9 protein-coding genes and 1 pseudogene are annotated in these 12964 nt (G+C 70.0%); 3 read left to right on the forward strand and 7 right to left on the reverse strand.

The genetic code is table 11. From position 1 onward, the window contains the following. Positions 1 to 95 precede the first annotated feature (95 nt). The 3 genes from WMF43_RS14490 to WMF43_RS14500 all read right to left on the reverse strand — a co-directional run bounded on the left by WMF43_RS14490 (position 96) and on the right by WMF43_RS14500 (position 3402). Positions 96 to 428: a hypothetical protein gene (locus WMF43_RS14490; RefSeq protein ID WP_437680739.1), complete on the reverse strand. Its 333-nt coding sequence runs from the start codon at positions 426 to 428 to the stop codon at positions 96 to 98. Between the two features lie 466 nt (positions 429 to 894). Beyond that, positions 895 to 1251, reverse strand: a complete 357-nt coding sequence (locus tag WMF43_RS14495) for a hypothetical protein (RefSeq protein ID WP_437680741.1) — start codon at positions 1249 to 1251, stop codon at positions 895 to 897. A 603-nt stretch (positions 1252 to 1854) separates the two neighbouring features. Then, positions 1855 to 3402: a serine/threonine-protein kinase gene (locus WMF43_RS14500; protein WP_437680742.1), complete on the reverse strand. Its 1548-nt coding sequence runs from the start codon at positions 3400 to 3402 to the stop codon at positions 1855 to 1857. Positions 3403 to 4458: 1056 nt separating this feature from the next. Here WMF43_RS14500 and WMF43_RS14505 point away from each other — a divergent pair. Continuing rightward, a complete protein-coding gene (locus tag WMF43_RS14505; protein ID WP_437680743.1) occupies positions 4459 to 5235 on the forward strand; it encodes a hypothetical protein in 777 nt (258 codons plus the stop codon). A gap of 131 nt (positions 5236 to 5366) precedes the next feature. Here WMF43_RS14505 and WMF43_RS14510 read toward each other — a convergent pair whose 3' ends face one another. Together WMF43_RS14510 and WMF43_RS14515 are read right to left on the reverse strand one after the other, a co-directional pair. Next, entirely contained in the window at positions 5367 to 6110 is a 744-nt protein-coding gene (locus WMF43_RS14510; RefSeq protein ID WP_437680745.1) for a hypothetical protein, read from the reverse strand. Beyond that, positions 6071 to 8359, reverse strand: a complete 2289-nt coding sequence (locus WMF43_RS14515; RefSeq protein WP_437684007.1) for a Kelch repeat-containing protein — start codon at positions 8357 to 8359, stop codon at positions 6071 to 6073. The genes WMF43_RS14510 and WMF43_RS14515 overlap by 40 nt, the downstream gene beginning before the upstream one ends. A gap of 457 nt (positions 8360 to 8816) precedes the next feature. Between WMF43_RS14515 and WMF43_RS14520 the strand changes: the two genes are divergently transcribed. Further along, complete coding sequence (locus WMF43_RS14520; RefSeq protein WP_437684287.1) at positions 8817 to 9182, forward strand: hypothetical protein; 366 nt, start codon at positions 8817 to 8819, stop codon at positions 9180 to 9182. 110 nt (positions 9183 to 9292) lie between these two features. On the opposite strand, the pseudogene WMF43_RS14525 reads toward WMF43_RS14520, so the two are convergent. Together WMF43_RS14525 and WMF43_RS14530 are read right to left on the reverse strand one after the other, a co-directional pair. Then, positions 9293 to 10948 (reverse strand): annotated as a pseudogene (locus tag WMF43_RS14525) (Kelch repeat-containing protein); the annotation flags it as partial. Positions 10949 to 10990: 42 nt separating this feature from the next. Continuing rightward, positions 10991 to 12649 (reverse strand): PEGA domain-containing protein, encoded by a 1659-nt coding sequence (locus tag WMF43_RS14530; RefSeq protein WP_437680747.1) that lies wholly within the window; start codon positions 12647 to 12649, stop codon positions 10991 to 10993. 13 nt (positions 12650 to 12662) lie between these two features. Between WMF43_RS14530 and WMF43_RS14535 the strand changes: the two genes are divergently transcribed. Then, positions 12663 to 12857 carry a hypothetical protein gene (locus WMF43_RS14535; protein ID WP_437680749.1) on the forward strand — a complete coding sequence of 65 codons (195 nt, stop codon included), beginning with the start codon at positions 12663 to 12665 and terminating at the stop codon, positions 12855 to 12857. The last annotated feature ends 107 nt before the right edge of the window (positions 12858 to 12964 follow it).

Consider the following 12964-nt stretch of genomic DNA (forward strand, 5'->3'; position numbering starts at 1 on the left):
CGCTGCGGTGGCCGGAGGCGCTGGCAAGGTTGCGGGCGATCGAGGCGGTGCGGCGCGCCGTGTCGCGGGCCGCCGCCGGGCGTCGGGTCCGTCGTTCAGTCGATGATCTGGTAACAACCGAGCTCGCCTTTGCCGCGCTGATGACATGACGGGAAGTCCGGCGGGGCCGTGCCGCCGATGCGCACGCGCCGGCAGATCCCCGGCGTGCGCGTCAGGTACACCTGCCCCCACTCTCTCCCGGTCGGGCTGTATCCGGAGGACATCGTGCACTGGAGCCCTGCCTGCCTCGCCTCGTGGTCCGTGGGCTGCTCCAGGGAGGTGTCGTCGCCCTGCGCGGCGTCCTCCGCCGATGCGGCCGCGGTCGCGAGGCCGAGCGCGCCGGCGAGCGCGAGCCCGAGCGTTGCCTGGATTTTCCGGAGAGTGCTCATACGTACCTGCCTTTTCGATCGAGATCCGGCGCGCGCTGCGCAGCGCCCGCGGCCTCGTCACGATCGATGGCAACCTGCAACGAGGGTGCCCGGGGCGTGCGTCACCTCGAGGTACGGCGCGCGGATCTCGAGGGTTTCGGATGCCTTTGGGGGCCGCGCAAGCGCTTGACGAGCGCGCCTGACGGCGCTGACGGTGCGGCGAGCGGCGGAGTCAGCGCTGCGCTTTCCTAACCGGCCTGGGTTTCCCTGAGGCGGGCGCGCGGGGGACGGCTGCGAAGCGACGGCGCCGTGGCGGCCGCGCTCGTCGACATTTCGGTGCTGGCCGGTTATCGCTTTTACGCCGTTCGTGGACTGCCTGCGCGAGAGCGAGAGCGAGAGCGCGGAGGCGCGGCGGGTGGCGGGCGGCCGCGTGGCGGGCGGGAGCGTAGCTCGGTGCGGGCCGCACCAGGTGCGGCGATTGGCTCAGCTAACGCGACGGTTTGCGGGACCGTGTCGTCTTCCGCGTCCGCGAGGTGTGCTCCGGCGAGTGGGAGCGCGTCGTGGACGGGGAGCCTCGCGCTGGCCTGGATCGCGCCGGCGCGAGGACCTCGCTGGTCGATGAGGCGGTCGCCGCGCGCACGATCCAGCGATCGAGGTCAGCGCCGCGGGTGCAGGAGGTGATCTGGGCCCGCTCCTGATCGGTCGGCGGCAGGCCCCGCGCGGTGAGGATCACGAGCAGGGCCTCCTGCTTGCCTTCGATCCTTCCTTCGCGCCTGCCCTCCTCCTCGGAAACGAGCCGTACTAGCCGCGACATCACGGCTGCGGAGATCTTGTCAGGGGCCATGGCCATCTTTCTCGGTGCAGCGAGCATGGCCCCGCTTGGTACGGCGAGGATCACACGCACCTGGGCCTCTCGCAACGGCTCGTCGGAGTGCTGCTCCGTCGTGAGCAGTTCCCGGCACCGGGAGCAGGTATAGTCGAAATGCGTCGAGGTGGGAAGTCGTTGCTGGACTTCGGCAGAGAGAGCAGCGCTCTGCCTGATGTGCTACGTCCAGCGCTCCTGGTATCAACGGAATCGTGGGGGCATCATGTCGATTGCGAAATGACAACCCGCACGACATCGTAATCGCCGCTGGCGTCCTCTGTGCGGCACGCACGCCCCGCTCGAGCGGGAAATTCCCCGTCCGAGCGGGAACAGTTCCCGCTCTGCTCGAGCCGCGAGGAAGGCCGGTCGGCCCTGTTCCCTGTACAGCTGGATGTGCTCGGCGCTCCCCGTAGATACGCCGGAGGCTCGCCGCGATATCCTCTCGGCGAGCCCAGAGAGGCGAGATCCCGACGGCGTAACCGGCGAGCCGCGCGAGCAGGCCCCGGAGAACGGGCCCTTCCTGTGCCCGAAGAGCTCGCCCTCGACCAGATCCCGCGGCAGTTGCGCGGCAGCTCTGCCGAGCTACTGGAATTTCTTGGGTACGAGCACAGTGGTGTGCCTCGATGCTTTGGGGCCGTTCGGCGGCGAGGCGCTGCCCGAAGCGGCCAGCTGCGGCGTCGATCCGCTGTCTGCGCTGTCCTCGCGCGCCGGCTGTGGCAGCTCGAGCTTCGTCGGATGTGCGCCCGACTCGGTCACCGCGATGTCCGCGACGATCTCCGCCTCTCCCTTGAAGGCGCGGACCCGCCGCAAGCTGCCCAGCTCGCCTTCGATCTCGAGGAGCCCGTCCCGCATCGTCGCCGGTTTCCCATCGATCTCCACGGAAGCATCGGCGGGCAGCACCTCGAGCTTGACGCTGCGTCTGGGCGCGAGCGGCTGGATCACCGCGTGAACCGGCGGCTGTGGAACGACCTCCGTGAGCGCCGGGACCTCCATCGCTCGATGAACGCCGTACGCGCCAAGACCGCCGGCGAGCAACACGCCGACGCCGACGACCTGCGAGAACCGGCGCCGCGCTGGCCCGTTGTGCTGCGGCGCTGCGGCGGCGCCGACGGGCTCAGGGACCGTGTGGCTCGAGGTCAGCGTGGTCGCGCTCACGTCGAGGGCGGTCGGGCCGTCGCCGGAGACGACGGCCGGTCTCTCGGCCACCATGGCGCGCTCCGCGTCCGAGATGGGGACGAGCATGCTCTCGTCAAGGGTGAAATCGCCGTTGAGCAGCGGCATGATCGCCGCGAGCATCGCCGCGGCGCTCGGGTAGCGCTGCTCCCGGTCGTGGCGGAGCGCCGTGTGCACGATGTTCGAGATCTCCGGCGGAACCCACGGCGCGAAGTCCTGCACGAGCGGGGGCGGCTCCTGCACGAGCGCGGTGATGAGCTCGCCGAACGCGTCGATGTGCTCGTGCGGGGTCCGCCCCGCGAGGGCGCGGTAGAGGACGATGCCGAGCGACCAGATGTCGGTCCGGTGGTCGATCTCCCTGCGGCCCCGCGCCTGCTCCGGCGACATGTAGCGCGGGGTCCCCAGCATGGTCCCCGTCTGGGTCAGACCGGTCGATGGGTCCTCCGAGCCCTGGAGTCGCCTGATCTTCGCGATGCCGAAGTCGAGCAGCTTGACGAGGAGCGTCGGGTCTCCCTCGCGCCGCGCGAGGAACAGGTTGGCTGGCTTGATGTCCCGGTGCATCACGCCGGCCTCGTGCGCCTTCTGAAGGCCGACGCAGGTCTGCGCGACGATGCGGAGCGCGAGCTGAGGGGGCAGCGGGCCGAGGCGGCTGAGGAGCCGGCCGAGGTCCTCGCCCCGGAGCAGCTCGATGATCATGAAGGGCGCGCCGGTCTCCGCGTCCTTGCCGCTGTCGAGCACGCGCGCGATGTGGTCGGTGTCGATGCTGCCGGCGACCCTCGCCTCGCGCTCGAACCGACCGATCGCCGAGCCGCTGCGCTCCGCCCGCTCGGGGTTGATGAGCTTCACGGCGACGCGGCGCTCCGCGACGAGGTCCTCGGCCTCGTAGACCGCCCCCATGCCCCCTTCGCCGAGCAGCGAGCCCAGCAGATACCTACCGTTGAGCGTCTTGGCCTTCATCACCGCGGCCTTCTCGAAGGGTACTCCACCACGATGCGGTCGCTCTCTCCGCGGCTGCCTCGCCGCAGTTGCCCGCCAAGAGCCCGTATACCATGGGCCCCGCGCGTTCACGAGCCCCTCTCGCGGAGCGCGCCGCGACGGCGGCGCCGGCGCGCGGCGTTCCCGGTGGACGTCGAAAAACTGCGTGGGGTGTTGAGGTTGCGCGAGCGCGTCGACACGGGTGCGCGGTGGGGGGGCGCTGCGACCACAGGACGTGAGAGCACGCCAGCAATGGGCCACTGGCCGGCCACTACGCCGGGGCGGCGGGGCAGCAGGGCAAGCGTGATGAAGCTCCGTCGCGCTGCCAGCAGCAAGCGGCCTTCCGCTCACAGGACGAAGGAGGTGTCCCATGAGAGCATCAGGAACTTCCTAGTCCGACTGGGGATGATCCGCGATGCGCCGAGACAGCCGCTTATGCCGTTTGCGCGGTGATTGTTCTCCAGCGGTCGGGCCTGCTAGACGTCCCCCGTCATCACCTGAAGATTCCCAACGACCTGGGAACTCAATCCCCCGCGCGGCACCGGCTCGCATCGGCGCGGCCAGCATGCAGCCGGTTGGCTGGATCTCATATTGCATTCTTGAGTAGCCCAGGATCCTGGCGAAGGACCCTTCAGCCCCGAACGGTCGCAGCGATACACCGGTCGGAATCGTGCAGGCGACGCGGCTCGCCGGCGGGGCGCAGCCTGACCCGCAGGAGAGCGCAGCACCTCACCGGCCGGGCGCTCCGCGCGATCCCGCCACCCGCCGGCCACCACCGCCCCCGCCAGCGCGGACCCCGCGGGCGCGGCGCAGGGCCTTGCGGTCGCGGCGGGTACCGTCATCGGGAACTACGAGCTTATCCGCCCGCTCGCTCGGCAGCGGCGGCATGGGGACGGTCTTCCTTGCCCGCGACACGCCAGCTACGGCGAACGCTGGAGCGCGCTACGGCGACGGGGGCGATGTGGACGTGCTCCACCCGCGCGGGGGCGGTGGCGCTTCGCGTATGCTCCGCGGTCGACCTCACGGAAAGGAGCCTCGATGGCCTCTGCTCAACGCACCAAATCCGCGTCGAAGAAAGCTTCCGCCTCCAAAGTGCCCGCGAGGAGCCCTGCGCCTGCCAGGCGCGCCGCTCCGCCGAGGCGCAGCGCCGGAGGCGCGGCGCCCGACGGCCTCGTGGACCAGGCGCTGAAGGCGCGCTGGGAGGAGGCGATCGCGCGGTACCGGAAGGCGCGCACCGAGGAGCTCGAGGGCTGGGACGAGCGGTACGAGGCGCTCGGCGACATCCTCGACAGTGATCCTCCATATTACCTCGCCGGCGGCTTCAAGACCGCGCGCGCCTTCCTCCAGGCCGAGGTGCCGGACCAGGACGAGCGCTCGGTGCGCACGTACATCCGCGTCGCGCGCTTCTTCGAGCCCGAGGACGAGGCGAAGCACGGGATCAGCAAGCTCGACCTCTTGCTGCGTTACCTGGAGGCGGCGGGCGGGGTGCCGCTCGCGCCGGCGAAGATCCGGCCCGACAAGCAGAAGATCCGCGTGGCGAAGGGCAAGACCCAGCGCCTCGTACCGTTCCCGGAGGTGACGTTCGACGAGTTGCGCCAGGCGATCCGAACGGCGGCGCGGAGCGCCGGCAAGGTGACGAAGAACGCGCCGCCGCTGGTGCGTGCGCTCGGCGGGCTCCTCGCCAAGGCGAAGCTCCGCGGGGTGGGCGTGCGCCTGCGCGGCGGGAAGGTCGACCTGTCCGGAATCCCCGCGGGGGAGCTCGCGGCGCTCGGCAAGGTGCTCGCCTCGGCGAAGCTGCCGGCGGGCGACGGGTGACGCGCCACGACGCACACCCAGCTCGAGCGGGGAATTCCCCGTCCGGGCGGGGACAGTTCCCGCTCTGATCGAGGCCGAATCAGCGTGCGTTGGCGCCGCGCCCGATCTGTTCCTTACGATCGCGATCCATCTCAGGGGAGGCGAGCGCGGCGGGCGGCGCCCGAGGGGAGCGAGCCGGCGCATCGAGCGCGGCGCAGCTGGTGGCTCGACGCCAGCAGCCCCATCGAGAGCAGCGCGGCGAGCCACGGCGTGTTGCCGTCGCCGTGCGGCGCGGCGCTGCACCCCGGGTCGCGTCCGGCGGAGATGCTCGGCGGAGCGACGCAGGTGCCCTCCGAGCCGCAGACCCAGCCGGGCGCGCACTCGGCGACCGACGTACAGCGGTCGTAACACCAGCCCACGACGGGGTTGCAGCGAAAGCCATTGCAGTCGAGCTCCTCGCGCGCATCGAGGTTGCACGCTGCGCCCTCACTCGGGCAGTAGGCCGGCCCCTGGGCGCGGCCTTCGTCGATACAGCGCCAAGGCGCACACTGCGTACCCGGGCCCGCGCCCATGCAGCGGCCCTCCGGCCCGCAGGTGCTGAGGCACGCGCCCTCAAGGCCGCAGTCGTGGTGGAGATCGACACCCATCGGCTCCAGCGTGCAGCGGCCGAGGCTGCCGGGCAGCACGCAGGAGAAGCACGGTTCGGTGCACGGCGTGTCGCAACATACGCCGCTGACGCAGAACTTGTCGGGCGGGCACTCTCCGGCTTCAACGCACAAACCGATGTCGGCGGGGATGCTGGGCACGAGCTGCTCGATGTCCGTGCCTCCGTCCACAGGCGGGGTGCACTCGGCGATCACGACGATGGTGCAGCTGCCGGTCCGGGGCTCGCACACGCCGTCGTGACAGGCATCCGGTGCAGGGCAGATGATGGGGGCGCCGCCGATGCAGGCGCCCGCCTGGCAGGTGTCGGTCTGGGTGCAGGCGTTGTGGTCATCGCAAGCGGGACCAGTGAGCGGCGCGCAGGTGCCGTCCATGGGGCGCCAGCAGCCGCGGAGCACGCGTTGCACGGGCCGGCTTCGCAAGCGGTCGTGCAGCAGACGCCGTCGACACAGAAGCCGGTCTGGCACTCACCGGGAAGGGTGCACGGGGCACCGGTGGGGAGGGGGCTGAAGAGCTCCGCGCTCGCGAGGACATTGTCGTTTTTCCCGCCGGCGATCAGCACCTGCCCGCTTCCCAGCCTTGTCGCGGTGTGATCGTAGCGACCGGTCGTCATGGACGCCGTGGGGGCCCAGGTGTCTCTCGCTGGATCGTACAGCTCTGCGCTTGCAAGATAGGACGTCTGATCCCCTGGAACGAGCAAGCCGCCTGCGATGAGCACCTGCCCGTTGCTCAGCAAGGTCGCCGTGTGACGGGAGCGCGCCGCGCCCATCGAAGCGGCAGGAGTCCAGGTGCTGCTCACCGGATCGTACAGCTCCGCCGCACTCAGGTTCGCTCCTCCAGCGACGAGCGTCCGTCCGTCGCCCAGCAGCGTTGCTGTGTGACCGCTGCGGTCAGCCACGCCCATCGGCCCGGTGACGGACCAGGTATCGCTATCCGGGTCGTAGAGCTCCGCGCTCGCCTGGCTGGTCGCAGAGCCGCCGACGATCAACACCTTCCCATTCCCGAGAAGTGTTGCGGTGTGGCCCGCGTGGCTCGCGTTCATCGATCCGGTGAGTGTCTCAGTATCGCTGTCCGGATCGTACAGCTCCGCGGTCGTACCGACCTCTGGGTCTGAGCCAAGCCCGCCGGCCACGAGCACCTTCCCGTTGCCGAGCAGCGTGGCGGTGTGGTGGTCGCGACCCCAGAAGCTGCCAGCGGCGCCGGTCCAGGTATCGTTGTTCGGATCATATAGCTGCGGGAAGAGGTTCTGCACCCCGTCAAAGCCGACGCCGCCGGCGACGCGCACAAACCCGTTGCCGAGCAGCGTGGCAGTGTGATTGGTGCGGAGACCGCCCAAGGCGGCAGCGGGGACCCAGGTATTGCCCTTCGGGTCAAACAGCTCCGCGCTGTTAAGCACGAGTTCGTCGGAGCCGTCGGCACCGATGCCCCCGGCGACGAGCACTCGTCCGTCTCCCAGCAGCGTCGCGGTCTGGCCGGCATAGCGAGCCGCACCCATCGACCCGGCGGCTATCCAGGCAGGATCTACCAGCGCCCGCTGATCTCCCGCGTCCACCCACAGCTCGATCCGCTTGCCGTTCACCGCGAGCCTGGCCTCGATCGGCCGGCCTCCCTCCGCATAGGCCCGCGGCGCCGTGACGCGCAGCCTGGGTGTCCCGCCCTCATCGCAGAGCTCAATGGAACGCCCGCCCTGACGCAGCGCAGCGCCCTCGATCTCCCACGCGGCCGAGGGCCGGTCGCCCGTGGCGAAGCCCTCCTCGAGCAGCAGCCACTCCTCGTAGCCGCTCTCCGTGGCCGTCCAGTACGACGTGCCACCTGGCCGCGCATACGCCACGGCGCTGCCAGCAACGGCGCCCTCGCCGGAAGCGCCGAGCTCGCGTACGCGGACCTCGAAGTCGGCGGAGAGCGCCGCGCCTCGGTCGCTGCCTGAGCTGTGCGCAAGCCGAAAGCGGAACACGTCCTCTCCGCGTCTCGGCAACACCGCCCGGAGGTCACCTCGTCGTTGCCAGGCAGCCGTGCCGCGGCTCGTGGACTGCACGGCAAAGCCCTCCGCCACGGCGACCAGGGCGTCGCGGCGCTCGAGGATCTCCGCGGCCTGGTCGGGAAAGCGGTCGCGCAGCGCAGCGGCACCTGGCGACCCCGGTTCGGCGGCGCAGCTGGCGACGAGGGAGAGGCAGAGCAGCAGCCCGCAGCGTGACTCCCTCCCCCGGTCGAGGCGCGGCAAGCGCGGCGACGCCTGCCTCCTGCGCCTCGCCGCCTCGAAAGCCAGCAGGCCGGCCGCGAGCCACGCTGCGCCGGGTCGGCCAGGCACCTGCGCCGTCAGGTTGCACCCGGCGTCCTGCCCATGGGCCCTGTCCGGCGGCGGCACACAATGGCCATCGGCATTACAAACCGACCCCGGTGCGCAGTCGTCCACCGAGTGGCAACGCGAAAGGCAGGCGCCGAGCGCCGGCGAGCAGCGGTACGGCCCGCAGTCGAAGGGCACCCCCTCGTCGTCGGGACACGGAACGCCCACGCCCGGGCAGTGGGCCGGGCCCACGCCCTGGCTCGCCCCGGTGCACCGGCTAGGGGCGCACTGCGCTCCCGTGAACGCGCCGATGCACTCGCCGTTCGGCCCGCAGGTGCGCAGGCAGTCCCTTTCAGCCGGGCAGCTTCCGCCCAAGTCGACGCCTGGCCGCTCCGGAGTGCAGGTACCGAAGTGGCCGGGGAGAGCACACGAGTAACAGGCTTCGGAGCACTCGGTGTCGCAGCAGATATGGTCGACGCAGAACAGGCCCGGCGGGCAATCCTCCGGTGCGTCGCAGAGGCGGGCATCTCTGGGGATCCTCGGCGTGCTGTCAGGGCCGCCCGCGAGGTCGGTGTCGCAGCCGGGTTTGCGCGGCGTGGTGCACCGTCCGGTCCGCGGGTCACAGGTGCCGGCCTCGTGGCACGCGTCAGCTGGCGTGCAGATCCTGGGAATCCCGGCGCAGACGCCGCTCGCGCAGGCATCGCCGTCGGTGCAGGCGTCGTCGTCATCGCACAGAGCGCCATCGGCCTTCGCGGAAGTGGCGCAGGCGCCGGTGCTCGGGTCGCAAACCGCGTCGTGGCAGCTATCGGGCGGATGGCAGGATCGAGGGTTTCCGCCGAAGCAGATGCCGTCCTGGCAGGTGTCGGTCTGGGTGCAGGGATTGCCGTCGTTGCATGCGGGGCCGGTGACCTGGGCGCAGGCGCCGTTCGAGGGAGCGCCTGCTGTCGTCGAGCAGGCGTCGCAGGGGCCTGCATCGCAGGCCGTCGTGCAGCAGACGCCGTCGGCGCAAAAGCCGGTCTGACATTCGCCGGGAAGGGTGCACGTAGCGCCCACGGGAAGTGGGCTGAAGAGCTCTCCGCTGGCGAGCGGACTCACGGTTCCAGGTCCCGACTCGTTACCACCGGAGATTAGAACCAGTCCGCTCCCCAGTAGCGTTGCAGTGTGGAAGCCACGAGCCGTGCTCATTGCGGCGGCGGGCATCCAGATATCGTTCACCGGGTCGTACAGAGCGGTCGTTGGGATGGCATTCGATGTGGAGAGAGAGGTCCCGTTGAGACCTCCAGCGATCAAAACTCGTCCACTGCCTAGTAGCGTTGCAGTGTGATAGCCGCGAGCTGTGTCTGTTGATGGTGTGGGAGTCCACAGGTCGCTTGCGGGGTCATATAACTCCGCGCTCGCTAGAAACTCTGTCGTGTTGAGCCCACCGATGACGAGCACCTGACCATTGCTCAGCAGTGTCGCTGTGTGTGTGTCGCGATCTGAGTCCATCGGGGCGACTGGAATCCAAGCATCATTCGCTGGATCGTACAGCTCGACGTCGGCGAGGCTGTTCCCGTTGAAACCACCCGCAACAAGCACTTCACCACTGGCTAGCAGCGTCGCCGTGTGGTAGCCACGAGCCGAGTCCATCGAGGCGACCAGAGTCCAGGAGTCACTTGCCGGGTCATACAGCTCCGCGTCGGCCAGGTAACCTCCGGGCCTGGAACCTCCAGAGATGAGCACTTGTCCGTTGCTAAGCCGCGTCGCGGTATGGGCCCAACGAGAAATGCGCATCGAGGCGGCGGGAGACCAGGTATTCGTCGCTGGGTCATAAAGTTCCGCGGACGCATCGGCGTCAGCCGGGAGACCGCCAGCAACGAGCACCTGCCCGTTACTCAGCAACGTGGCGGAGTGTTCAAAACGAGGCGCGCCCATTGAGGCGACGGGAGACCACGTGGCGGTCACTGGATCATAGATTTCCGCATCGGCAAGTGCATCCACGTCGCTGCCACCCGCAACGAGCACCTGACCGTTGCTTAGCCGCGTCGCGGTGTGTGAATGGCGCGCTGCATTCATTACGCCAGCTGCTGTCCATGCCGGGTCTATCAACACCTCCTCGCCGTCCGCGTCCACCCATAGCTCGATGCTGTCACCGCGCACCGAAAGCCTCGTCTCAGTCCGGCGATCTCCGGTCATATAGGTCTGTGGCGCACTGACGCGTACCTTTGGCGCCCCATGGATATCACAGAGCTCCACGACGTTTCCCCGCTGTCGCAGCGTGGCCCCCTCCACCTGCCACACGGCCGCCGGGCGGTCGCTCGTGGCGACGCCCTCATCGAGCAGCAACCACTCCTCGTAGCCGCTCTCCGTCGCCGTCCAGTACGACGTCCCACCTGGCCGCGCGTACGCGACGGCGCTGCCGGTGATGACTCCCTCGCCTGAAGCATCGACCTCGCGCACGCGGACCTCGAAGCCCGTAGCAGGGATCCCGTCTCGACCCGTGCCATAGCCCCCTTCAATGTGAAAGCGGAGCGCATCCTCGCCCCGCTTCGGCAGCGCGACCCTGAGGCCGCCCCGACGCAGCGAAGCCGCCTCCTCGCCGCCCGTCGTTCGCACGGCAAAGCCGCCCGCCACGGCCGCGAGCGCCTGGCGGCGGTCGAGGATCGCCGCTGCTTGCGCGGGAAAACCGCGGCGCAGCGCCGCCGCATCGGGCGGCGCTGGCTCGGCGCCGCACCCCGGAAGCGGGACGGCCAGCAGCAAGGCGACGAAGGCAAGTGCAAGGCGACAGATCCCAGGCCCCAGATGCATGACCAGCCCTCCGCGGAGCGACGACCCGCCCGCGCACCTCGATCAGAAATCGTAACGAACCCCGACACCTGGCATGAAGGCGAACAGCACCGGACCGGTGAGCGCCTCGTCAGGAAAGCTGCCTTCGCCGTCGGTATAGGCGTAAATCCTTTGTCTTGGGTCCCACCGCGCCACGGAGCCGATCAGCACGAGCAAATCCACGCCCCACGAGAGCTCCACATGATCGCCGACACGCATGCCGATCCGGACCTCCGGATCCAGGTAGAACCACGCACGTCGGGGCACCTGGATGTAGGGACCCACCTCGTAGGGCTCGCCGCTCCTCGTCGTGAAGGCTCCCGTCCGGGTGTCGGCGACCGAGCCCAGCACCGCGCCGGCGCCGAGCCGCAGGCGCATGGGATACCGCTCGCCGAACCTGAGCCCGGCCCAGGCTCCGGCGAGAAAGCCTCGGACCTGGGCCACGTCATCGGCCGTGCCCGGGGGCAGCTCGTCAATCCCGCGCGCCTCGATGGACGCACTCCGCCCGGTTGTCGACTGCTGCATACGGATATAGCCCGCCGCGATCCCGAAGCCAAACCTCGTCCCGACATCGAGCTCGTAGCCTCCACGGAACACGCCGTGACCACCAACGGCCGGACCAGCGCTGCACGAGCCGCCGCACGCCGCGGCGATGTCGCCGGCGAAGGAGGGCGAGAGCGCGAGCGCTCCGTCGAGCTCCAGCGTGAACCGCGGCGGCTTGCGCCACCGGCGAGCGCTCCGGTCGCGCAGCAGCGCGAGCGAGACAACCGCTCGGTTCCCCCGGTGGAGCTCCACTTGATGCGTCTCCTTGAGGTACCCGTCGTAGAGCGCCTCGATTCGGTGCAGCCCGGGGCGGAGGCGTCCCTCCCACAGGCCGCGCCCGACGAAGAGCCCATCGATCGCGATGCTCCCGCCCGCAGGCACGAGGGAGACGCGGATCGCCGCGTCGAGCTCCTCGGCTGCCAGCGCGAGCTCTACGGTCTGCTTGGGCCGGATAACGACCGGAGCCGGCAACGTCCCGAAGCGCGCCTCGCCGCGCAGCATCACCGTGTGATCGCCGACCGCGATCGGCCCCTCCCACGGGGTCGTGCCCACGATATTGCCGTCGACCACCACGTCGAGCGCCTTGCCGCTGCGCTCCGCCACGCGGAGGCGACCCGCCTGGATCAGCGGGCGCAGCCGCGCCGTCACCTGCGCGATCTGTCCTCCCCCGACGGTGAAGCTCGCCTCGAACGGCTCGAAGCCCTCCTTGTACACCCGGACAACGTGGGTGCCCGAAAGGACGTGATGCGGCGCGAGCGACGGGTGCTCGCCGCGGGAGCGGCCGTCGATCGCAATCGCGGCGCCGGGCTCGGCTCCGTCGAGCACGAGAGAGCCGACGCGCTGGCGCAGCGCGACCACCTTCTTCTGCGCGAACGCCTTGACGTCGGCGGGCAGGGTGCTCGCATGAACCGAGAGCAGGCTCTCGAGCATGTCGAGCCCCTCGTCGAAGCGCCCGAGATTCACGAGGCACGCTCCAGCGCTGGACGTTGCGCTCCAAGCGGCTGGATAAAGCCTCCTCGCCTCGAGAAACTCGGCGAGCGCCGCGTCCCAGGCCTCCTGATCGTAGAGGCTCCGGCCCTCCCCGAAGTGAGCCGCTGCCCGCTTCTTCAGGAGCTCATCCTGCTCCGCGCTCGACGTCACCGCAGCGGGATCGGTGGTTGCCGAGACGACAGCGGCAGGGCTCGACGGCGCCGCTGGCTGCGGCGGGCTCGACGCCGCGGGCTGCGGCGGGCTCGACGCCGCGGGCTGCGGCGGGCTCGACGCCGCGGGCTGCGGCGGGCTCGGCGCCGCGGGCTGCGGCGGGCTCGGCTCCGCGGCTTGCGCGGCGACGGTCATCGATACCAGCTGAAGCCCAAGAGCCGCCGCGCAGGCACACAGCAGAGGGGGAGCAAAGGGCATGAGGGTTCATTCGCTTGCTGTTGTCGTTGAACAGGAGCAGGGCCGGAGCGACGGGGA

It is taken from the genome of Sorangium sp. So ce131 (genome assembly GCF_051519095.1).
Classification (GTDB): Bacteria; Myxococcota_A; Polyangia; order Polyangiales; family Polyangiaceae; genus Sorangium.